Origin of the sequence: Mesorhizobium sp. WSM3864 (assembly GCF_002294955.1) — a bacterium.
GTDB lineage: Bacteria > Pseudomonadota > Alphaproteobacteria > Rhizobiales > Rhizobiaceae > Mesorhizobium.
Genome location: NZ_NSGD01000002.1, coordinates 24,217 through 44,377 on the forward strand (window position 1 = coordinate 24,217; position 20,161 = coordinate 44,377).

Annotated in this window: 23 protein-coding genes and 1 pseudogene; 4 read left to right on the plus strand and 20 right to left on the minus strand. The window is 59.1% G+C overall.

What is annotated here, in order from left to right; translation table 11 throughout:
• Window positions 1-19 precede the first annotated feature (19 nt).
• The 6 genes from CK215_RS04335 to CK215_RS04360 all read right to left on the minus strand — a co-directional run bounded on the left by CK215_RS04335 (window position 20) and on the right by CK215_RS04360 (window position 7,179).
• A complete protein-coding gene (locus CK215_RS04335) occupies window positions 20-535 on the minus strand; it encodes a hypothetical protein (RefSeq protein ID WP_095830217.1) in 516 nt (171 codons plus the stop codon).
• On the minus strand, window positions 532-3,237 hold the full coding sequence (locus CK215_RS04340) for a hypothetical protein (RefSeq protein WP_141245448.1): 2,706 nt from the start codon (window positions 3,235-3,237) through the stop codon (window positions 532-534). Before CK215_RS04340 ends, CK215_RS04335 begins: the two co-directional genes overlap by 4 nt.
• A gap of 3 nt (window positions 3,238-3,240) precedes the next feature.
• On the minus strand, window positions 3,241-3,549 hold the full coding sequence (locus tag CK215_RS04345) for a hypothetical protein (protein WP_095784194.1): 309 nt from the start codon (window positions 3,547-3,549) through the stop codon (window positions 3,241-3,243).
• Window positions 3,550-3,683: 134 nt separating this feature from the next.
• Window positions 3,684-4,250, minus strand: coding sequence for a DUF2163 domain-containing protein (locus CK215_RS04350; protein WP_095830219.1), 567 nt, complete (start codon window positions 4,248-4,250; stop codon window positions 3,684-3,686).
• Window positions 4,247-4,687, minus strand: coding sequence for a hypothetical protein (locus tag CK215_RS04355; RefSeq protein ID WP_141245449.1), 441 nt, complete (start codon window positions 4,685-4,687; stop codon window positions 4,247-4,249). Before CK215_RS04355 ends, CK215_RS04350 begins: the two co-directional genes overlap by 4 nt.
• Window positions 4,688-4,854: 167 nt before the next feature.
• Window positions 4,855-7,179 (minus strand): phage tail length tape measure family protein, encoded by a 2,325-nt coding sequence (locus CK215_RS04360; protein ID WP_170950220.1) that lies wholly within the window; start codon window positions 7,177-7,179, stop codon window positions 4,855-4,857.
• Between the two features lie 28 nt (window positions 7,180-7,207).
• On the opposite strand from CK215_RS04360, the gene CK215_RS31225 reads away from it, so the two are divergent.
• Window positions 7,208-7,663, plus strand: a complete 456-nt coding sequence (locus tag CK215_RS31225; RefSeq protein ID WP_170950221.1) for a hypothetical protein — start codon at window positions 7,208-7,210, stop codon at window positions 7,661-7,663.
• 1 nt (window position 7,664) lies between these two features.
• On the opposite strand, the pseudogene CK215_RS04370 reads toward CK215_RS31225, so the two are convergent.
• From CK215_RS04370 to CK215_RS04405, 7 genes and pseudogenes are all read right to left on the minus strand, one after another.
• Window positions 7,665-7,841, minus strand: a pseudogene (locus tag CK215_RS04370) (phage tail assembly chaperone); the annotation flags it as partial.
• A gap of 20 nt (window positions 7,842-7,861) precedes the next feature.
• Entirely contained in the window at window positions 7,862-8,152 is a 291-nt protein-coding gene (locus tag CK215_RS04375) for a hypothetical protein (RefSeq protein ID WP_245418603.1), read from the minus strand.
• A 52-nt stretch (window positions 8,153-8,204) separates the two neighbouring features.
• The gene (locus CK215_RS04380; RefSeq protein WP_095784187.1) at window positions 8,205-8,633 is read right to left on the minus strand and encodes a phage tail tube protein; all 429 of its coding nucleotides are present in this window, start codon (window positions 8,631-8,633) and stop codon (window positions 8,205-8,207) included.
• A gap of 23 nt (window positions 8,634-8,656) precedes the next feature.
• Window positions 8,657-9,097 carry a DUF3168 domain-containing protein gene (locus CK215_RS04385; protein WP_095830225.1) on the minus strand — a complete coding sequence of 147 codons (441 nt, stop codon included), beginning with the start codon at window positions 9,095-9,097 and terminating at the stop codon, window positions 8,657-8,659.
• A gap of 13 nt (window positions 9,098-9,110) precedes the next feature.
• Window positions 9,111-9,611: an HK97 gp10 family phage protein gene (locus CK215_RS04390; protein WP_095830226.1), complete on the minus strand. Its 501-nt coding sequence runs from the start codon at window positions 9,609-9,611 to the stop codon at window positions 9,111-9,113.
• A 5-nt stretch (window positions 9,612-9,616) separates the two neighbouring features.
• A complete protein-coding gene (locus CK215_RS04395; RefSeq protein ID WP_095830227.1) occupies window positions 9,617-9,997 on the minus strand; it encodes a head-tail adaptor protein in 381 nt (126 codons plus the stop codon).
• A gap of 166 nt (window positions 9,998-10,163) precedes the next feature.
• Entirely contained in the window at window positions 10,164-10,571 is a 408-nt protein-coding gene (locus CK215_RS04405; protein WP_095830229.1) for a hypothetical protein, read from the minus strand.
• A 73-nt stretch (window positions 10,572-10,644) separates the two neighbouring features.
• Between CK215_RS04405 and CK215_RS04410 the strand changes: the two genes are divergently transcribed.
• Window positions 10,645-11,421, plus strand: coding sequence for a hypothetical protein (locus tag CK215_RS04410; RefSeq protein WP_141245450.1), 777 nt, complete (start codon window positions 10,645-10,647; stop codon window positions 11,419-11,421).
• On the opposite strand, the gene CK215_RS04415 is transcribed toward CK215_RS04410, so the two are convergent.
• The 7 genes from CK215_RS04415 to CK215_RS04445 form a co-directional block, all read right to left on the minus strand.
• Window positions 11,418-11,912 carry a hypothetical protein gene (locus CK215_RS04415; protein ID WP_245418604.1) on the minus strand — a complete coding sequence of 165 codons (495 nt, stop codon included), beginning with the start codon at window positions 11,910-11,912 and terminating at the stop codon, window positions 11,418-11,420. The genes CK215_RS04410 and CK215_RS04415 overlap by 4 nt on opposite strands.
• Window positions 11,913-11,922: 10 nt before the next feature.
• On the minus strand, window positions 11,923-12,126 hold the full coding sequence (locus CK215_RS04420) for a hypothetical protein (RefSeq protein WP_095830232.1): 204 nt from the start codon (window positions 12,124-12,126) through the stop codon (window positions 11,923-11,925).
• Between the two features lie 53 nt (window positions 12,127-12,179).
• A complete protein-coding gene (locus CK215_RS04425; protein WP_095830233.1) occupies window positions 12,180-13,451 on the minus strand; it encodes a phage major capsid protein in 1,272 nt (423 codons plus the stop codon).
• 106 nt (window positions 13,452-13,557) lie between these two features.
• The gene (locus CK215_RS04430) at window positions 13,558-14,205 is read right to left on the minus strand and encodes an HK97 family phage prohead protease (RefSeq protein WP_095830234.1); all 648 of its coding nucleotides are present in this window, start codon (window positions 14,203-14,205) and stop codon (window positions 13,558-13,560) included.
• Window positions 14,202-15,494 carry a phage portal protein gene (locus tag CK215_RS04435; RefSeq protein ID WP_095830235.1) on the minus strand — a complete coding sequence of 431 codons (1,293 nt, stop codon included), beginning with the start codon at window positions 15,492-15,494 and terminating at the stop codon, window positions 14,202-14,204. Before CK215_RS04435 ends, CK215_RS04430 begins: the two co-directional genes overlap by 4 nt.
• Complete coding sequence (locus tag CK215_RS04440; protein WP_245418605.1) at window positions 15,491-17,248, minus strand: terminase TerL endonuclease subunit; 1,758 nt, start codon at window positions 17,246-17,248, stop codon at window positions 15,491-15,493. The genes CK215_RS04435 and CK215_RS04440 overlap by 4 nt, the downstream gene beginning before the upstream one ends.
• Window positions 17,249-17,357: 109 nt before the next feature.
• The gene (locus CK215_RS04445; RefSeq protein WP_095830237.1) at window positions 17,358-17,741 is read right to left on the minus strand and encodes a hypothetical protein; all 384 of its coding nucleotides are present in this window, start codon (window positions 17,739-17,741) and stop codon (window positions 17,358-17,360) included.
• A gap of 478 nt (window positions 17,742-18,219) precedes the next feature.
• On the opposite strand from CK215_RS04445, the gene CK215_RS04455 reads away from it, so the two are divergent.
• Both CK215_RS04455 and CK215_RS04465 read left to right on the plus strand, forming a co-directional pair.
• Window positions 18,220-18,501 (plus strand): CRISPR-associated protein Cas2, encoded by a 282-nt coding sequence (locus tag CK215_RS04455; RefSeq protein ID WP_095830239.1) that lies wholly within the window; start codon window positions 18,220-18,222, stop codon window positions 18,499-18,501.
• A gap of 1,076 nt (window positions 18,502-19,577) precedes the next feature.
• Entirely contained in the window at window positions 19,578-20,045 is a 468-nt protein-coding gene (locus tag CK215_RS04465) for a hypothetical protein (RefSeq protein WP_141245451.1), read from the plus strand.
• Window positions 20,046-20,161: the final 116 nt, after the last annotated feature.

The window sequence follows — 20,161 nt, forward strand, 5'->3', positions numbered from 1 at the left end:
TCCCATATGCACAGACATATCACACCGCAAAAATCATATAGTAGAAACCACGGTACAATTGCTGGTTAGAACCGGGCGTCTTCTGATAAGGGGAAGGCCCTCCCGTGTGGGTCCAAGAGCCCCCGGAACCAACACTGGGCCAGTACGGGATTATAATTTGACTTGTTGTTACAGTCACGTACTGGAACATCAATGTGCCGGGGTCACCCTGGTTTGCGAATCGCTGCCAATACGGCGTCATCTGCGCGTAACCCTGTAGGGTACCGCCGAAATCCTTAGAGTCTGGCGGCGCCCCCTCCCAAAGCGTAACGGTTGGCGTATACGTTAGCTCTGGAAAATCGATAGTCAGAGTCGCACCAGTCCCATAGAGTGCGGTGTTAATCGCAAACTCCTTGAACCCCGCAACAACAAGACCGCCGCCAAACGCCCAATCACTATCAAAAACTTTGTCGGGGTCTGGCGGCGACAATGATGCATCTATGCCCGGCTTGGTGATCAAAAGCCTATCGCTGTTTAGCAGTATTCTTGTGGTCATTCGCTAAACTTCAATTGCTTTGTGCTGAGGTCGAAAACCACCTTGCCGTCCACCGACTGCAGCGTTCCAGCAGTAACAGTGCCGATGTTGGCGACAAGCAGCTTAAGTGCGCCCGACTCAAACGTCAGAGGCGTGCCATTGTTTGTGCCGTCCGTGACCACAAACTTGCTCGCGTTGATGATGAAGTTGGAGAACGGCGCCGCCGGGTTACCGCCGGTAAAGCCCGCCTCAACCACCCATCCCGCCGACACCCACGCGTCAGACACCGACGCCCGAACCTCCGCCACCATGCGAGACACCACGTCCCCCGTGCCGGCCTCAGCGCGTAGCTGAAACAGACCATCAGCGGACACATTGTCGACCGACGCCTCAACCGCCGTGACCGAACTGGCGATGGCCGTCAATTCACCGTCGATTTCGGTTATGGTCGCCTCAAGCTCAGTGAACGCCGCCGCATTGGCTCGAGCATTGCGAACCGCAACGGCATTGTCCTGCGCCTGCCTACTGGCTGCATCGACAGCTGAGGCCGCGACCTGCGCAACCTTGTCGCGGATATCCTGCAGGCCCGCCGAAAGGCTGGCCAGGAAGTCCCTGACGTCCTGCTGCGTCTGCGCCAGGCCCACTGATACGTCGAACACATCCTCCGGCGTCGATACGCTTGACCATGCCGTAAAGAACGTCGCTCGCGGTGGCGTCGTTATGATCCTGTGGCGGTACTCATATGTCTTGCTGGGCAGAACGCCTTCCGAGACAGTAAGCACCTGCACGGGAGTTTCGGCGCGCTTCACGAGGCTGTCCCGATAAGCACTATGGATGCCCGACTGTGTGCCGCTCGTGGCAATCGCAGCGCCACCAGGCGTCAACGAAACGGTGAACGTGCCGCTGGTTAGGACCGTCTTCACGTAGAGCGGACTGTCGGCGGTAAGCCCGATCGGCAGGCTTCCGGTAGTCGCAAGATAGAGTAGATCGTTGGCAACCAGACCGTGGCTCGGCCATGTGATGACCGCCGGATTCGCGATGCTGACTGTGACGCCCGCCGCTTCCGGTCTGTATTCGACGTCGACAGCCGTGACGGTCACATCATCGAATGCATCCCAAAAGAAGCGGATGCCGGTCTTGCGATCGGTCGAGCCATCCACCTTCAACTGTATGCCGACGGCGCCGAAGTTCGCCGCGGACACTGCATAGTCAGGCTCGCCGGGCGAGCCCGCATCGATAGGAACGGTCACATAGTCCGTGCCGTCGAATATGCCTTCGCCAACCTCCTGCAGCGTCAGATAGATGTTCCGCGTAGCCTTCTCGCCGAATGGCCCAAGGCGCTTCTCGGTTATCTGGAATGTGCGCGTGCCGAATGCAGCCGAATCCCACTCAATCCATCGACCGACCTGCGCGTCCGCAAGAAACCGCGGATGGATGCAGATTTCGCCGTTGGCCTGGTAGCGGCTGGCCTTGAACTGGATATCGGCAAGCCGGTCCGCAACCTCGGAGCGGTTGACCGCGTCATACGGTATCGAGACCGCAAGTCGTTCGCCGTCCTCGGCCAGCGCAACAGAATCGATGCGCACCGCAAACGGCGTCTGTTCATAAAAATTGTCTGGCTCGAAATAGGTGCCGGACAGCGTGTTGATGAGCTCCGACTTTGAGCGCTTGACGGAGAACCGGAAAGGCTCGTCAACCATGATGTCATCGTCGGTGAACGTCAGGACAGTCGACTGCGCGGCGCCAACGATCGGATATTCGCCGGTAGCGTCCTCAACCCACGTCGAAGCGCACGACTCGAGCAATGGCTGCATGTTCTGGTCGTGCGTTACGCCAGATCCTGCCGCCGGAATAAGGCCGGACGTGTAGCGCTTGCCGGTGCCAACGATTTCGTCGCAAATGTTGGCCGCAACAGTCCACTGCGCAATCGGCAGACGTGACGCCGAAACGCCCTTGCCCACCATCATCTCAGTGCCGTTGAAGACGCCGCGCTCGAGCGCGTAGGCCATCAGCACAGGATTTTCAGTGAACTCCCATGTCGTCTGGTCATTCCAACGATGTGAGCCGCTGCCGCCGACAGTGCTATCTTTGCGCCAGTCATAGAGTGGCGCGCCCTCAATCTCAAAGAAGGCCGGCCACGGCTGCTGAAGATGCTCGCGATTGAGCTCCTGCGTTACGATGGCGTACGCAATGCCCGCGCCACGGTGATTTGTCGTCCAGCGGCCGGCGGGATTTGACTGAGCAATCAGACCGGCGTCGGCCGTCTGCGTCATCGTGCCCTTGTAGAGCTTGACCCAAATCTTCGAGTCGATGTCCTGAATCTGGAAGCCTTTTGTGGCGTCCTCTGTGCCGCCAAGCGTCTTCCATTCGCCCTTGTAGCGAACGCGCGCTATGCCGTTAATCAGGAAGTTGGAGAGGATATAGACGTCTTGGATCTTGCGATTGCCGGATCCATAGGCGTTTCGGTAGACGAGGTGGCCAGCCGTGCCGACCTTACCCATGATGACAGAGCGCGCCAGGTCCTCGCCATAAGCGGTATCAAGTTGCGACGTCTGGGCCTGCTGTTTCGGCTGCGTAAGCTGGCCAATGAGGTACTTAGCGGCGAGGCCAAGGCCGAAGCGCGCAAGGCCGGCAAGAATGGTCGAGCCGCCGAGCCAGGACGCAACGCCACTCAGCCCCACCGCCCCAAGGACGGTCGAGAAAATCGGGACTAGAAATCCCATTCGCTACCCCACTTTGAAGGCTGACTTGATCTCGGTTTGGGGCAGGAACGACAGGCCGCGTTCGTCCTTCACGGCAAAGCCGCGATCGCAGATAAAGCCGCAGGAAAGAACGCCATCGCGCCGCACAACACCTGCGTCGCCGCGCTGCGCCATAAGAGGCGAGATGGGCGGGAACAGGCTTGCAAGCGCCGCCTCGACATCCGCCAAGCCGCGCCTACGCAGGATCTTGGTTGCGCCTGCCGCCGTGCTGTACTTGCCGCCTCGGATATCCTCTGCCGGGTCGAAGCCGGTTACAGCAACGACGGCATCCATGACGGTAAGCAGGCAGTCAGAGACGCCCCATTCGCCTGGCGTGCTTCTATGTTGATTGACCACGCGCGCAAGGCGCCGGTCCCAATCGGACAACCGGGTTAGGGTAAGCATATCGATGTCCTGCTGGCGTGAGCCTAATCGAAGCTGATGTCGAAGCTCTCGTGCTTCACCTTGCTGGCGTACTGGAAGAACATGTCGCCAGCCGACACCAGCTGCTGATCCTCGTGGCTTGCCGTGCGGTAGCCATCTCGGTGGTTTGCGATGGCGCCGGAGCGGACGTTGGCAATCAGCTTAGTTTCGCCGCCATCGCGCGAGTGATCGACGGTGTCGATATACCCATAAGCACCCGGCTCGGCATGCAGGAACGACCGGTCATCGGGATCGAAGTAAAAGTCGTAGACCGTAACCGGCGCATCCTTGTAGCCCTCGCTTTCGATAAGCAGGAGCTTGTCAGGCGTTAGGCCGGAATCGCGTTGCGCGACAAGCTCAGCCGTAAACGTCGACGCTGCAGTGCCGAGGCCATAAACCGGTTCCGAAATGGTGATCAGGGAGTTAGGCCAATAGGTTAGCCCGTCGACAACGATGTCGCCCTTACCGTTCCAAAAACCGTAAGTGCCGGTCGTGCAAGCGATCTTGATGCCGGAGCGGATAATTGCCCGCCCCTCGTCAAGTACCTCTTGCAGGCGCGTTGGGAAGCTCACTTAGGAATCTCCACCAAGGTGAAACTGGCCGACGGAAATATCTCGTCATCGATAGAGAACGAGCCCGGTAGCACGCGCATGTTGGCGATCGGATTCTTGAACCGGATGACTGCAGTCGCGGCGATGTAGACTGGCACGGTCGGTTCAACCGTAATCGTGATGCTATTCGATGCCGCAACGCCGCCACCCTGCACGCGGAATAGCGCGTTGTATTCGCCAGATGTCGCCGAAATCAGATCGCCAGGACCAAGCGTCAAGCCGTTGTCAACGCTGTTGATGACCAGCGAATTGCCGGTGATCGAAACAAGATTGCCGTTGTTGGATAGCGCTGCGTTGGACGCGTCGCCCCAATAGGCTTTCGGCACGCACATATGCTTGGGCATGTAGAGCACGGTTTGCAGCCCGCCGCGGCTCTGATCCTTGAACGCCTCGACCAAAAGGCGCTGTTCAGGCCGCAGCGGAACTGTGCGCATGGCGATTTGCCAATAGGCATCCGCGTATTCGACAAACGACATTGCGCGCGTACCGGAGCGGGAGACGGACACCGATTCCACAAGCTGCGGATACGCCGCCTGAAAGGGGACGTCAGGGAGATTTATCGTTGTCACAGCATCCCCCTGACCTTCGCGTCGCGGATCGACTTCACGACCTTCGGCGTGAATTCCTTCTCAAACTTCTTGAGCGCAGCAGTTACCTGCTCGCCGGCATCGTTGCCGCCGCCCTGCACCGAAATACTAGGCGCGAACGTCACGCCGATGTCGCCACCGCGTGCGGCTGGCGCCTGAATTGCGGGCATCTGTGGTGCGGCAATCGCTCGGCCACGGCGCATGGCTTGGACCGCGGCAACGCCGCCGTTTCGCGCGACGTCGTCCTGGCTGAAAACCACCTCGCCCTTGTGGACGAGACCGGCGACCTTTTTCTTGCCGCCGGGGCCGGTATAGCCGCCCGTGTCATAGAGGCCCATATCGCTGTTGAGGACGCCGCCGCCGGGGAAAACGTTGCCGGAACTGCCGCCGCCGAAAATGGCGCTGAAGATGCCCCCGATGCCGCCGCCACCGCCTGCGGAGTTGGCCTGAATGATGGCGTCGAGAAGATCGTTTTCGATCTTGTCGATAACCTTATCGAGCGCGTTTTCGGCGATCTTGGCGAAATCCTGCCAATCAAGCTTGCCGTCGTCCAGCGCTGAGCGGAGATCGTCAAACGCACCCTTCAGCACATCGCGCTGAAGATCCTGCATTTCCTGCGCCTTGCGCAGCGCATCGGCCTGCCGTGCATAAGCATCCGAAACCGCATCGATCTGCGCGATTTGGGCTGGCGTGAGTTGGGCATTTTGCCAGTCAGTGTCGCCCTTCTTGCGGGCTTCCTCGCGAACCTGCTTCAGTGCCTGCTGCTCGAGGTCGAGTGCCGTGCTACGCTTGGTCTGCGCCTCGTAGGAGAGCCCAAGCGCGTTATATTCCTCGTTCAGAGCGGCTGTGCGGTCCCGGATGGACTGCAAATCCTCCGCAAAGCGATCGTCGGCAGTCTTCGGTTGTGCACGTGCTGCACGACGAGCCGCGGCATCCGCCTTGCGCTTTGCAGCTTCGGCCGCCTTGTCATATTCATGCCCAAGGTCTTCGCGGTTGGGTGCCGAATCCGGCACCGGGGAGCTATCCGGCAGAAGCCCGACCGGTAGCTTTTGCCGGCCGTTCGTAGGGGTGCCTTGGTTGGCGTAATATCTTGATCCTAGAGCGTCAAGCGCAGCATTGGTTCTGGACGCAGCATCCAGAATGTCTTTGAAGCCTGCGAGAATACCCGCGAAATTCGGATTGGCCTGCTCGAGCGCCGCCAACGATTGGAGGATGCCGTCAATCGGCTCCCTGCCCTCACGAGCCTTGTCAAAAAGATCTTGCAGTGCGGCTTGCAGCGGCTTCGAATCCACCTCAGCCAGCTGCAAACTGAACTGATTTACCGTGTCTGTGACGTCGCTAACGGAGCGCGCCAAATCCGGCAGCTTAGCCGCGGTGTCCGCGGCCGACTGCGAAAAATCCAGTATCTCGTGGCGCTTGCTGTCCAGCCCCGGATTGGCATCGGCGATAGCATTAACCTGATCGCGGAACGCCTTAATATCCGGCGTGCCGTTTTTCAGTTCGTCTATCAGCTCTTTGATGGGGGCGGCGAAGGCCGAAAATCGACCTTTATCATCGAAGAACGCCAGGTTGGCGTCCATTTTGCCGAGAGCGTCGAGCGCCTGCTTGCGGAGAAGATCGGTGGCGTCCTGCGCGTTCTGCTTGTTGAGCGCATTGACAGTGCGGGCCGTGTCCGCAGCATAGTTCTGCCGCTTCCCGTTGACTTCATCATACGCATCGCCGAGGCGCTTGATGTTGGCCTCGTGCGTCTTGATGATCTCGTCGAGAGACTTGAAACTGCCGATGCCGCTCGCTTCGTATGCGAGCAGAGCCACACTTGCTGCACCGACCGCCGCCGTGATGAGCGGGAACTTGGTCGCCAGACCGATCGCGCCCTCGCCGATCGCCTTGATGGACGCCATTGCGCCGCCAGGGCCGCTCTGCAGTGCATCAAAAATCTGACCCGCCTGCGATGCAAAAATCTGCATCGGGTTAGCACCAAGAGCAAACATGGTGGCAAGGTCGTTACCCTGCCGCGTCAGGTTGAGGACTTGAGAGGAGGTAAGCTTTGACGTGTCGGCTACTTCGGCAAGCGCGCCTTTCCACTCCTTCACCCTTGAGGACACGGGAATGCCGATCATAGCGTTGATGCGCTTTTGGATCGGAGACATCGATTGGTCGATGCCCTTTCCAAGGCCATCGAACTGTTTCTGGATTCCTGAAGTAGTTTGACCGACGTCCTGGCCAAGTTGCTTCAGCTGCCTCTTGATGGTAGTAAGATCGGTACTTACACTTATAAGAAGGTCATCGGTTTTATCAGACATATTTGAACCTTCTTGCGGGGGAGAGGCAATGAAATGGCTTGTAAGTGCGGCGTGCGCCATGATGGTCGCGGCCGGCGGTGTCGCGTTCGCATACAACACCGGATACTTCGATGACGATCTGACCAAATCGTGCGAAGAAGCTCTGAGGCAAAGGCTTAAGGCCCCTTCCCAGTACAAGCGCATTCGAATGGCCCGCGACAGCAAAGACATGACGCGCGACGAATTCATCACGCATCTGAACACTAGCGGGGACACTGAAAGCGTTCGCCGGTTTTATCTTAAAAGCTTCGACGCGAAGGAAATCGAGCCAAAAAATCTTAGCCTTGCGATCGAATATGACGCTCCAAATTCGTTCGGAACGATGCTTAGGGGCTATGCGGACTGCACCTACGGCAGCACCTACGGGAGGGATCCGGTTAGCTATCTTTTCGTAAAGATTGATGGAAAGACGAGCACCGAGTGGCTGCAGAGCTCATCTCAGTGATCTAGCCATATTTCGCCAACAGCGCAGCCATATCCTCGTCGCTTGGTCCTGAATCTTTCTTCTCGCCGCCGTTGAGCGCGTTAAAGCCCTCGATCGCCATCATGTATTCGGTGAGCGTCGACCGCCAAAACACCTCTGGCGTCCAATGAAGGGCGCCGAATGCGCCCTTCATCCAATCTCGCCAGGGGAACGGCTTTTCTACCCCGCTGCCGGCGCGGCTTGCTCGTTTTTTTGCTCACCGTCGAAGTGGTGCGCGAGCGCCAGCGCGAACGCATCCGAACATGCCTTGAAGTGCTTGAGCCTAAGCGCATCAAGCGCCGCAGCCTTATCGCCGCGAACGGTAAGCAGTTCGATGGCAGCCATGGTGGCCGCCGCCTCAACGCCGGAAAGCCGCTGAAACAAGTCGCCAAGCGACTTGCATTCCAGCCGCGTGGAGACCGCGGCCAGCCCGGCCATAGTGGCGGCAATTACGAGGTCAACGTCACCCACCCTTAGGGCGACCTCTCCTCTTGCGCCGTTAACCTCTAATGCCATGCCCTGCTTACTCCGCAACATACGTCAGTGCGCCGCCAGCCATGAAGGTAGCATCGAAGCCCATCGTGCCTTCCTGCTCGCCGTTTAGGGTGAAGTCGGTCACGTACCAAGGGCCGGTGTAGGAGCCGAGACCAGGCACAATAACCTTGGCATTGAAGGTCACGGCGTTGTTGACGTAGCCCATAAAGGTGGACTGGGCGGCGCCAGCCACAAACTTGCCGGAGCCGGAGAAAGTGCGGTTCTTGATACCGGGGACACCAGTCTTCTGCGGCGTGTCGCCAGGATTATTGCAATCCGGAATCGTGGTGTCGACATCGTTCGCCGACATGTTGAAATTGCGCGTCTGCAGGCCGCACAGATTGTTGAAAGTCTCAGGGCTTCCGCCATCGCCGATTTGAATCAGCAGTAGCCTGCCGGTCTGTTGTCCGTCAGCCATTGTAGGCTCCATAAATTAGGTTGCTAAAGCGCGGCCGAGGATTCGATTACCGCTTCGAAGTCGATGACCGCATGGCCGGTTACGCCATCCGCATCGTAGAACACGCGCTCGCCGCGGTGTTCCAGCGTCACCAGCCGCTTGCTGGGCAACGCTAGTGGGTAGTCATGCAGGGCGTTGGCGATCTCGTAGGCGATCGCCCTGGCGTCCTGCAGAGCGCCTCCGGTGTTCGGAAGCGGATTACTTTCGTCCGTCCAGACATGGATTGTCATATCGGCAATCGTGCCGCTGACGCATTGCATGTCGACGCGCCGCGTCGAGACGTCATCGACCGTCACGTATGGTGGCGAATATGATGCTGGCGGACGATAGAAGATGTTGCTGGCAGGAACCAGGCTCGTCAGCGCCGTGTAGGATCGTAGGCGTGCGGTCGCAACGCCGACGAGCTCATGTGCCGGTGCGGCCATGCGCCCTCCAATGCTACTTCTTGTTGGATGCTTTCACGGCCTTGCTGATCGCACGGCTGATCTTGGCCTTGGCTGCCTTGCGGAGCGCCTTCCACGTGTAGAATACATGTGGATGCGCTCGCGAGCCGGGATGCGCCACAGACGGCACAGAAACCAATCCGCCATCGGAGCCGGCAAACACCACGTTTCCGCCGTTCTTGCCCTTGATGACGTGCGGTGCCGTACCGAACTCGAGAAAGCGCCAGATGAAGTCGGCATAAACCGCTGTTGCGTCTGGATCCTTGGACTGCTTGCCACCCACCGGCAGAATGCCGGGATTATCGGCCTGCCTGCCGCCTCGAATGCTGGCCTTGTAGTCGCCAGAATCTACAGGCGCACGGCTGGCAATTCTGCTAGCCAACTCTTGCGCCACCTCTAACTTGGCCTCTGCGGCGGCTGTCGCTGCCTCTGGCACCAGTTCATCAAGTCTCCGCTGGAGCGCCTCGCGGCCGATGATCTTCGTCTTGATCGCCATGACCGCTAGCTACTCTCGCCTTCTACGACCAGCATCTCAACCATTGCGCCACGCTCGTCAGGATTGACGATCGTCTTGATATTGAAGAACCGGAGCGGCTTACCGCCGACAAGGCCCTTGCGCGCGTCATAGGCGCGCCAGGCTGGCGTCACTGCGCGCGTGTCGGCGCAACTGCGAACCGTCAGGTTATACGGCTGCAAAGCAGCAAGGCGAGCCGCCGTCTCCGTCTCGACATCGGCGCCGAACTTCGGCTGCAGCCGTGCGGAGATGGAGAACACGTCGGCAAAATCGCCTGTGACGTCATTGCCGTACTCGTCCTGCACTACCGATCTTCGCTGGAAAACAACCCGGCAGTTAAGGGCGCCGGCCCCGCTTCGCTTGGCCATTCAACCGCCTCATCGTTCTTGTTCAACTTGCGCAGCCGCACAGCAGCGCCGGCCGCGATAGCCAACCCAGCCGCGTTACGCGTCACGTTGAAGTCGCCAACCGGGTACGCGATCGTAAAACCCGGCTGCCGATAATCCCACGGATGGCTAAAGCGCACCCACACCATTACAGAGCCGCGTCTGGCGCCTGGATGTCTACGTTGATTACGGTCGTGCTCGATGCCAGGCCGATAAGCGCTGGATGGTCGCCAGTGGTCAGGTCGGCAACTGGAACAATCGAGCCGGGCGCGCCACCAAGACAGTAGGCAACGCCCGCCGTAACCGCGGCGCCGATGGTGATCGGGCCGCTGGTATGCACGGCGAGAGGCTGGCCAGATGCCGCCGCATGCAGCGCAATGCCCTTCGGCTTACGCACGATCGCCGAGGCGTCGTTGGTGTCGGCAAGCTTGTACGTGTTGTCCGCCGCCTTGTAGACAACCTGGCCGGCAGTGATGGCTGCGCCGGCAGTGCCGTTGTCGCGCGTGGAATTGGCTCCAGCGGCCACGTTGGCAGCCGTGATGGTAAGTGCGGTCACTATTAAATCCTTACTTGGAAATACCAAGCGCGTTTGTTATCTGTTTGCTCGCTTGGGATGGCTGGGGGATGAAGTGGACGAATTCGACGAATTCTTGGACGAATACGATGATCGTGCCGACCGCCTAGTCGGCGCGCGTTACCAAGACTTTGGCCGCGCGGTACGCCGATTTCTTCAATTGCTCGAAGAGGCCCCCGAACCGTCAGCTTCTCGTTTAAAGTGGCTGCGCAGTCTCTTTCCCTTGGAACGCGTCCAATCAGAAGTCATGGTGGAGCCGAGTGGAATGGTCGGATCCGGGCAACTCGACTGGCCAGACGACAACGAGACCGCCCTGAGCGCTCAATTGAACCTGCTTGCGTCATTTGCCGACAACGACAACGAGGCGTTGCAGGTCGCCCGAGGCTACTTTTACAGCCGCTCGAACAATGTCAATGATACGCTGCATGAGATGACAGGTCACCTGTTCGAGCCAATGATAAGGGATATCAGACGCTATCTCAGCCGAAACAGGGATAAGCCCCTAGACCCTGGCTTGGCTCCTGCATCAGATCGTATCGTACGGATCGACCACAACAGGCCCGAGTACGTGGAAACGGTTGCGGCGATCGAGGATGCAGAAAATGCAGCAGTCGCTTCTAACGAAATTGATCCCGAAGAGCGCGACCGCATCAAATTTGAACTGAATGCCGGCATAATACTGCTGAAAGCCCAGTCGGTTCGCCAATCTGCGATTGAGGCGGTACTTGTCCGGGCACTTAAGTGGCTCGCAGAGAATTTCGCTGGCGCCGCACTGGGGGTAGTCGCCGATCAAGCACTGCAGGCCGTTCTCAAACTGCTGGGCAGCAGCTAGCCACGACGGTAATTCGCAAGCAGGCAGTCGAATGTCGTCCAACCATCGGCTTTTGCGTTTTCGCGCATCTCGTAGCCAGCAGAAAGCCAGAGCAGCAGTGCATGCTTCACCGCCGGCGGGACTTCGGAATATCCAACTTCCGCCGCCACCGCGATGCGAGATTTCGGCTGGATAGCCGGCCAAGACTGTCCGTACTTAAGACCGATTGACGTCTCAAGTCCGTCAGCACGCAGTTCATATACCGTATCGGCCAGCGTCTGCGTGGCGCCGGCCGTGTCGACATATTCAATCGACGTTACGGACTGAGCTGGCGCCTCAGGGAAGCGAGAAAAATCTGCGAAGCAATCACACTTGACCGTGACGGTTTGTACCCCCAGGCGCGTGTTCGTGTACTTCTCTATATGGTCGCGAGCCGCGGCGACCAACAGAGTCAACTCGGCGTCGTCGTCACTGAAATCTTCGGCATTCACATGTCGCTTGGCTTCTGCCAATGTGACAGGCTCAGCCGTTGCCGGCGTTGTCACCGTTGCTGGATACCACATCAGCCTTGCCCCTCTTGGTCGTAGCTGGAGCCTTGGGCTCGGCGTCAATGGCGAACTCGGCAGCCTTCAGACGTTCCGCTTCAGCGTCATCAAAATCGTACTCGTCGCCAGGCGCCAAGCTGAACAGCGGCCCCGAAAGGCCTGTGAGCATCTTCAAAAGCATTTCACCTCCAAAGCGGAGGCGGGCTAACCCGAAGGCAAGCCCGCTATTCCAAATTAGGCCAACTTGAGATGCTTGACCGCCGCGGCGTCGAGCAGTTCGCCGTCGAAACGGATCAGGCCAGCGATGCCCAGATCCGGCCAGAAGCGCTCACGCAGAACGCCGATCACCGGGGCGCCAACCTTGCGGACCCAATACTTGCCCAGATCGCCAAAGATCACGGCCTTGTTGCCGGTCGCGATGTTGGCCACAGCCTGATTGACGTTGTATTTATGATCGAGGAGCAGGGCCGGCTGAGCCTTGGTGACGTCGCCCATCTGCCAGAGGTAGTTGCCCTGGCCGTCCTTGAGCTTCCTGATCGCCTTAAGCGTCTGGTCGTTGAACATCCAACCAACCTTCGGCGACTGACGGTAAGCCGGGTCAACCGAGTGCTGCAGGTCGATCAGTTCGTCCGAGGCGATCGCGGTTGCCGATGCGGCGGTAACGCCGAGCGTCGATGCGGTGACGATACCGTTCGGCGCGGACGTGCCGGTGCCGGTCGTGAGCTGTGCGTTGGCTAGGCGGCCAAGGCGCTCGCCGAGAAGGTCGGAAAGCAGAGACTCAACGTTAAAGATCGAATCCTGCGCAAGCTGCCAGGAGAACTTCACGAACTTCGTGTTGAAGTCGTAGGCCTCGAGTTGCTTCTGGCCAAACACAGCGTCAGCAGAGCCGTCATCGGTAAGCGCCGTGCCTTCCGTACCCTGAACACCAGTGTTGCCGGTGTCGTCCGTGGTCGGGATCGGCAACGCATTGCCGGCAGAGGTGTTCAGTTCGCTGACGATGTTGCCATCGTACATCGGACCCCACGCCTTCATGGCGCGTACGAGCAAGCTCTGCAGTTCGACCGGTACTGTATAGCCGCCCGCCGCGTTCGAGCCGCCGGTCTGGATACGCTTTTCAATCTCGACGGTACCCTGGCGCAAAATGGACCGCTCTTCGGCGTCCAGCGTGTCCAGAGCGCCGCCGCTGGCGAGGAACTTGTAAAAGACAGAGCGGTATTCCGGCTTGTCGCCTTCGGAACGGCCGCGCTGCTCGGTGTCGGCGCCGGTCGGGCGCTGCCGACGACGCTCCTCTTCGGCCGCCCCATTGATGCGGGCCTCGGCTGCAGCCATGCGCTGCTCGCGCTCGATGTCCTTCTCGAGCTTGTCGAATTCGGCCATGATGTCGTCGTGGCGCTTTTCAAGTTCGGCAGCGCGAGCATGGTCCGTATTCTTGCGGATCTCTTCCAGCGCTTCGCGCGCCTGCGCAACAAGCTTGCCGCGCTTTTCCTGCATTTCCCTGAGGGTCATATCGTACCTTTAGGCAATAGAAACCCGCCTCCGCGCGCGGCGGAGCCAAACGGGCTAGTCTTGGGTTGAATGGCGGACTAGCCGCCCTCCGGGCTAAGCCGGGTGACTACGAAGCGTCCGCCGATCGCCCTTCATGCGACTGAATGCCTCGAAACTTCTGCTCCATGGAGGCGCGCCTTTCGGAAACTCGCCTAGCCGCAGCGGCAGCGTCCGCAGCCCGCCTTTCGGCGTCCTTCTTCACTTGCTCGACCTCACCGCGCGCAGCCTCAAGCGAACGCGTGGCCAGTGTGGTGTCGGGGTAGGCCGGCAGCGCCGTGGCGGTCACCTCGTAAAGCTCGGCCTCAAGGATGGTTCGCTTCGGCAGGTCGCCAGTGTCGTCCCACTCCTGCTTGGTAGCCCGGAACGCGAAGGACATGCCACTGACATCGCCACGCTTGACCAACGTCCACAGGTCATTGCCGTCCGTGGTGTCCGGAACGTCGATCTCGACCTTCAGTCCGCGCTGGTCCTCGGCGAGGCGCAGCGTGCCGGATTTGGTGCGACCAATGACACGGCCGATGTCATGATCGCAGAGCGCCAGGATGTCACCGCGAAGTGCCGCGGTGAATGCGCCAGGCGCGATGCGCTCGATGAAATAATCGCCGATAGTGGTATCGCTGTTCCAGATGGCAGCATAGCCAACAAGGGTGCGCTTGCCCTCCGCCTCGCGGAACTCGACGCCGTGCAGGCCACTGCGCTTTTCTAGGTCTTTCATGCGGCCTGGGCCTCATTAGGTTTATTGTTGTCGTTGGCCGGCGGCGTTCTGCCGGGCTTGGCAACGTTGCTGCCAAGGGGAACCGTGGCGCCTTGGATGTACAGCTTGTCGCCGTTTTCCATGGCGGGCCGGTTGTCCAGCGCGCGGCCCTCGTTCGGCGTAAGCAGGCCGTTCTGCACCGCCTGGCCGAGGCCATTCATGCGCGTAAGGAAGTCACCGCGCAGGATGCCATCGAGGTTATGCTCGATATACTTCCCGCCAGCGCCGGCGCGGCCGAATAGCTTGAGGTTCAATTCGTCCTCAAAAGCCTCCGCCCACTGGCCAACCAGGTGCTGCACCAGCATCAGGTTTTGCTGTTCGGTGTTGCTGAACGTGGCGCCGATAAGGTCTTGCAAGAACACCTTCGGCAACTGGTAGATGCGAGCGATCTCTTCCACTTGGAAGCGCCGCGCCTCAATCATCTGCCCCTTTGCGGGGTCAAGGCCAACCGGATTCAGCGTGTAACCAGCCGGTATCGGGAACACCGGCTCATTAGCATTCTTGGCCGCGTCGACCGACCGCTTGATATCGGCCTGAGCGCGGGCCATCGCATCCTTGCCTGCAGGCAGCGGCCCCTGCAGCGCGAGCGGCGGCACGCCGCCGCCGGCGAAGAAATTGCTGCCGTAGTCGTTCATGGCCAGGGCGAGTTGAATCGCCTTCGATGCCATGGTGATCGGGCCGTAGTGGCGAAGCCCGTCGTGCCAAAGCATAAATGGGACGTCAATCACGTCCTCGGCCGGGTACTGTTTGACAGGATGCGTGGCGTCGCCGTATTGGTAGCGAACCTTCCCACCAACACGTTGGATCGTGGTCTTGGTCGGATCCATCGGCCACAGCGAGTCGACCCCACCAGGCGTGCGCTCAATCCACGCCAAACCTCGGCCGCCGGTAAACACCTGCTGCCAGAACCATTGGCGGAACTTGAATGAGCCCTGCTCAGGATTGGGAGCGTCGTGGACAATCGCCTCAAGGCGGCCAGTAAGTTGTTTTGGGCCGTCTTTTGTCTGCTTGTACGCGTGCAGCGGAAGCGCAGCCAACGTGCGAGACAGAAATGCCACCGCAGCCCACACCGCCGGCACCGCCAAGGCGCTGTCGATTGTTACGGCCGGCAGATTTGCCGACTGGATACCGAAGTACGCGAGGAAATTCTCCGCGCTTACCGGAATGTTCTGGTTTTCGATCGTACCCGCCCGGATTTCTCCGGATTGCGTCGGTTCGGCCCGCTTTTCACGGGGAAATGGCCATTTCATGCGGCTTCCATCAAAGAAAATGCGGGATCATCCCAAGGGGACGTCGGCTGAGACACATTCGGCCCGGCGGCGTCTGTCGCGGCACCGATCGCCATGCAAAGAGCGACAGCGACGTCAATTCGCACCGTTGATTTTTGCTTCACAAACCATCGGTTGTCCTGAGGATCGCGATCGAACGTCGCGCCCATTAGGGCTGTCATCAGCACAGGGCTTCGCCTCAAGCGGATGCGCCCGTCGATGATCATTTCCTCGAGAGCAGAAACAGAGCCCGGCATCCACAGCCCTTGCGGGGCTGGCTCGCCGGCCGCTTTAGCGGCCTCGACCTTCGCCTCGCTTGGCCTCGCGCGAACTTTGCCGCCCTGCGGGTGGGGTACGTGCTCAACTTCAACGCCCAGCGCCTCGACTTCCTCGCGGAATTTGTTGTACGCGTATTTGTCGTACGCGATCGCCTGAATGTCGAAGATCTGATTTAACTGCTGCACGCGTGCTGCGACGTAGTCGTAGCGAATGCGCGGTCCTGGTGGCGCGTTTAGCCATCCTCCTGCAACCCACTGCTCATACGGCGCCTTGTCAGCCAGCGCCCTCGCCTTCAGCGTGTCGCCCGGTGTCCAGGCCTCTACCCAGGCATCGAACGTCGGCAGGCTTACCGACGAGCCGTCGTCGCGATGCATCTCCTCGAAGCCAGTCGGGACAACACACGCCAATGCGGTGATGTCCTTGCTGCCAGAAAGGTCGACCCCCAAGAAGACAGGCGCTTCAGCGTGCTCTTCTGGATCGAAGTCGTCCATGACGCTCTCGACCGTCGCCCGCGGCATCCACGCCTTGTCCGCGTCTGTCCATTTGCAGAAATGTAGGCGCAAGATGCCGTTCAGCTTGCCCGGTATCTGCTTCGCCTGCGCAACGACGCCGGCCAGGTAGTCATCCGTCAATATCGTGCCAAGCAGTGGGTTCGCTTTCACCCAGCACGTCGGATCCTCCAGCGGATCATCGTCTTTATCGAGAGCGCACACGTACGCGAAAGTCGTATCGTCAATCACCTCGCCGACATAGGTAAAGTCGTCGTCGGGCTCGCGCGTCCCGGCCGCAACGCGCACCGCATGCTCGTGCTCTTCCCAACACACTGTGTTCCGGTCGCTGCCTGAATTGGTGATCATGAGAAGCAGCGGCTGGCGCCGGAATTTGAATCCGCGCTCGAGCATCTCCATGGTCGTGCGGTCGGGGTGTTCGTGCACCTCATCGCAGAGCGCGTAATGCGGGCGTGGACCAGAACCAGACTTGCCGCTATCTTTCGAAATGGGCCGGAAGAAAGACCCGGAGCGATGGTGCGCGATATTGAATTCGCGCCCAAGGCCGCCGCTGAATGTCAAGCGCTGTTCCAGCGCTGGAGCGGCGCGAACCATCTTCACAGCATCCTGAAACAGGATGCCAGCTTGCTCCTTCTTCGCCGCAGCCGCATAAATCTGCGCACCGGCCTCATCATCAGCCATCAGGCCGTAAAGCCCCACACCGCCAGCAAACGGCGACTTGCCGTTGCCCTTCCCTTGCTCAATGTAGGCGCGACGGAAGCGACGTGTGCCGTCCGGTCGCTTCCAACCAAAGAGCGAGCCAAGCTTGAACGCCTGCGATGGGTGCAGATTGAACGGTCTGCCCTCGAACTGGCCCTCCGAAAGTTTCAGTCGCTCCTCGAAAAACCGAAACACTCGCAGCGCGGCGACGTCATCGAACCACAAACCGCGTTCTGCACCGCTGGCCAAGTCGTCGAGGTGTCGCCGGCAGGCATTCCGCACATGCGGGCCAGCAATGACTTCGCCCGAAAGGACCGCCTCTGCGTAGTCGTTGACACGCCGAAGAGCCGGTCCGACGTCAGTCGAGCAGATCGTCCTTATCCTCGTCATCAGGCACCATGATCTTGGTCGCGTCGGCTGGTGTTGCGCCCATCTGGCCAAGCATTTGGCGGAGCAGGTTCATGGCTTGGACGCCGACCTCTTGACCCGCTATCACGCGTCCTTGGATGTTGGCGGCCATACCAACCAGCATGCGGTGCGACTGGTTGAGCCATGGCAGCTCCTTCTGAAAGAGATGCCATGCCGACTTTGCTTTGCTGGTGTCGGTATCAACGATCCACTTCGGAGGGGCACCAAGCGGCCCACCGGCCTTTGGCTCCGCGCGATCCTTGAAGCGCCCAGCATTTATCTTTTCACGCCCCTCGGCCTTGGCTTTGGCAAGGGGATTTCTCGGCCGTGCCATAGGGCGAAATCCTGAGCGGGGGTCATATTTCGAATTGCAGACGTGTGCGCTGTGGGGGATGCACCGGTTGTAGGTTTCGATAGCCGGCAGGATGCCGACACCCCTCCCCGCCTCACGTCGGCCAGCCGTCAGGCCCGAACCGGATGATGGTCAGACCGAGGTCTTCGCGCTGGCCGCGGCTTGCGTGGCACGGCTTACACGTACTGACGAACGGTCCTGTCCAGAACTTGACGACGTCGCCTTTGTGTCCGCCGTCTGCGTGGTGAACCTCGGTCGCAGGCTCCACAATCTCACGCTCGAGGCACCACTCGCAAAGTGGATCCTGAGCCAGCTTGGTCAGTCGTAGTCGCTTCCATTGCGCGGTGGCGTAGAGGCGACGATATTCTGTGGCTTCTAAGGAGCGGCGGTCGTCTCGCTGCTTGCTAGAAAGCGCCACGTGTGCTTCTCTCCAGTCTGGTTTAAAGGCGGAAGAAAGTAAATGACGACGTTCGTACTTACCTACGATTTGAACAAGGACGAGACATCGGAGGATTACAAGGAGCTCATAGATGAACTGAAGCGTCTTAAGGCCCATAAATACCAGTATTCAGCGTGGCTCATAAATTTGAGCAACACCGCCAAGGAAGTCCACGACCACTTCAAGTCGTTCATGGACAAAGATGATTCGTTGTGGGTGAGCGAACTTACGAAGAAGAACCACTACTCCGGTGCCAAGTCGGGCACCAATCAGTGGCTCAAGGACAACCCACCGGAACGGTGACTGTCCACGGCTGTCCTTTAATCGACGGTGTGCTAAAATATCTGATATTGCGATCGGATATTGGGGAGAGACTCGACATGGCAGGTGGCCGGCAAGGCTCAGGCGAGGAGGCCAACCATCGGCCTGATCCGGGTCACTATGAAGAGCGTAACTACAACCCGGAGCCTCGCAAACCCGAGACAAACTATAAACCTGAAGCGCCAGACGGTACTCCTCCTTCACAGCCTCCTCCAAGAGAAGACTAGCTTTTTCTCTGAAAGCGGAGGTCTACGTTTCTAATGCTGGCTGCAGGCACAATTGTCATCCTGTCTCCCCACACAGCATCTCTTGTGTTCTTTCTTACGCTCTCGACTAGTGATCCGTCTTCCGAACGGCGATACGAGTGCGTTACGTACATAGCAATTGAGCCATCTGTGCCGTAGATAAACGGAGCGATGGGGGCGTCCCGAAATCCCGCGGTGTCTTGGCACATAAGTTCACTGCCGTCAGTCAGGACAACCAGAACCTGGCTGACGTTATGCTTCGTGTCTGCCCCGAGTGCCGTCAGCACGGTAGGGTCGTCGTCCGCGAAATTGACGCGGCTGATTTTTAGGGCCCAACGCACGAAGTTGCGCCCCCACTTCCGCCATAGAATCCCGGCCGCTACCGCTGCAGCGGTTGAACATACAACGGCCCACGCTACAGACATTATGGGCGATGTAACCAGTGCTGAAGCGGTAGCCACCAAGCCGAAGGCTGCGGTGAGAAAGGCCACATCAATCTGCTGGTGGTGATTGCGAATTCCACCATACGCGGCGAGGTACCCAAGATACCCAGCGCCTATTGCCAATTGAATTTGAAGAGAGGATTGGAAGAAGGTATCCAAGCTCACTGGCGACTCCCTGATCCCTTACAACCTCAATGCTATCGCCACGCGGCGTCCCGCGCCACGGTTAGTTGAACAGCTCGGCACTTGCTTGATATGCTTGCGAAGCTTCTGTACAAGTGCTTTCTTATTGTCAGGAACGAAATTCCCGGCTGGCACAGGTTATGTCGATCTGCATGACCTAAGCACTTTGGAATGCGGAGGGTGCATCGTGTTCACGCTTACACTGCCGAGCAATCAGAAAATTGACATAGACGGCAAAGACGTTCTGAGAATACGTGATACAACGTTTAACGACCATCCCGGCAAAGCCAAAACTTTGGTCGATTGGAAGATTAGATCTTTAGTGATGGAGGGCAGCGTTTCTGTTGCGGCTTCCTCAAAAATCGACCAGCCGAAGCTTGCGCTATTGCACCTTCCTGGTGGCAAACCGGTGTGGTTCAATGGCGCAAAGGCCTCTGGCCCGATATTTATACCCTCGACCGATCTGGGAGATGGCTGCAATTCCGGTTTTGAGATGGGAAACACCCGAATTCTCGTCAACGAGTCTCCAGACCTGGTTGCTAAGGTAATCAAGGAAGCCGGCGGTGAAGTCCTCCCACTGCCAAAGGGCACAGTACTTGAGTCCCTCACCAACACGGTAGAGGAGTGGCTTTCCACAGGTGAAGTCTGGCGGTAATCGGAACTCCAAATTGTCCGCGGCCTTGCACCGCGCCGACCGTCATGCGGGGTTACAACGCCCGCGCCGCTGAACGGTTAAGCGAACGCCACCGTCGCCCGTTGAGGGCGCCTGGC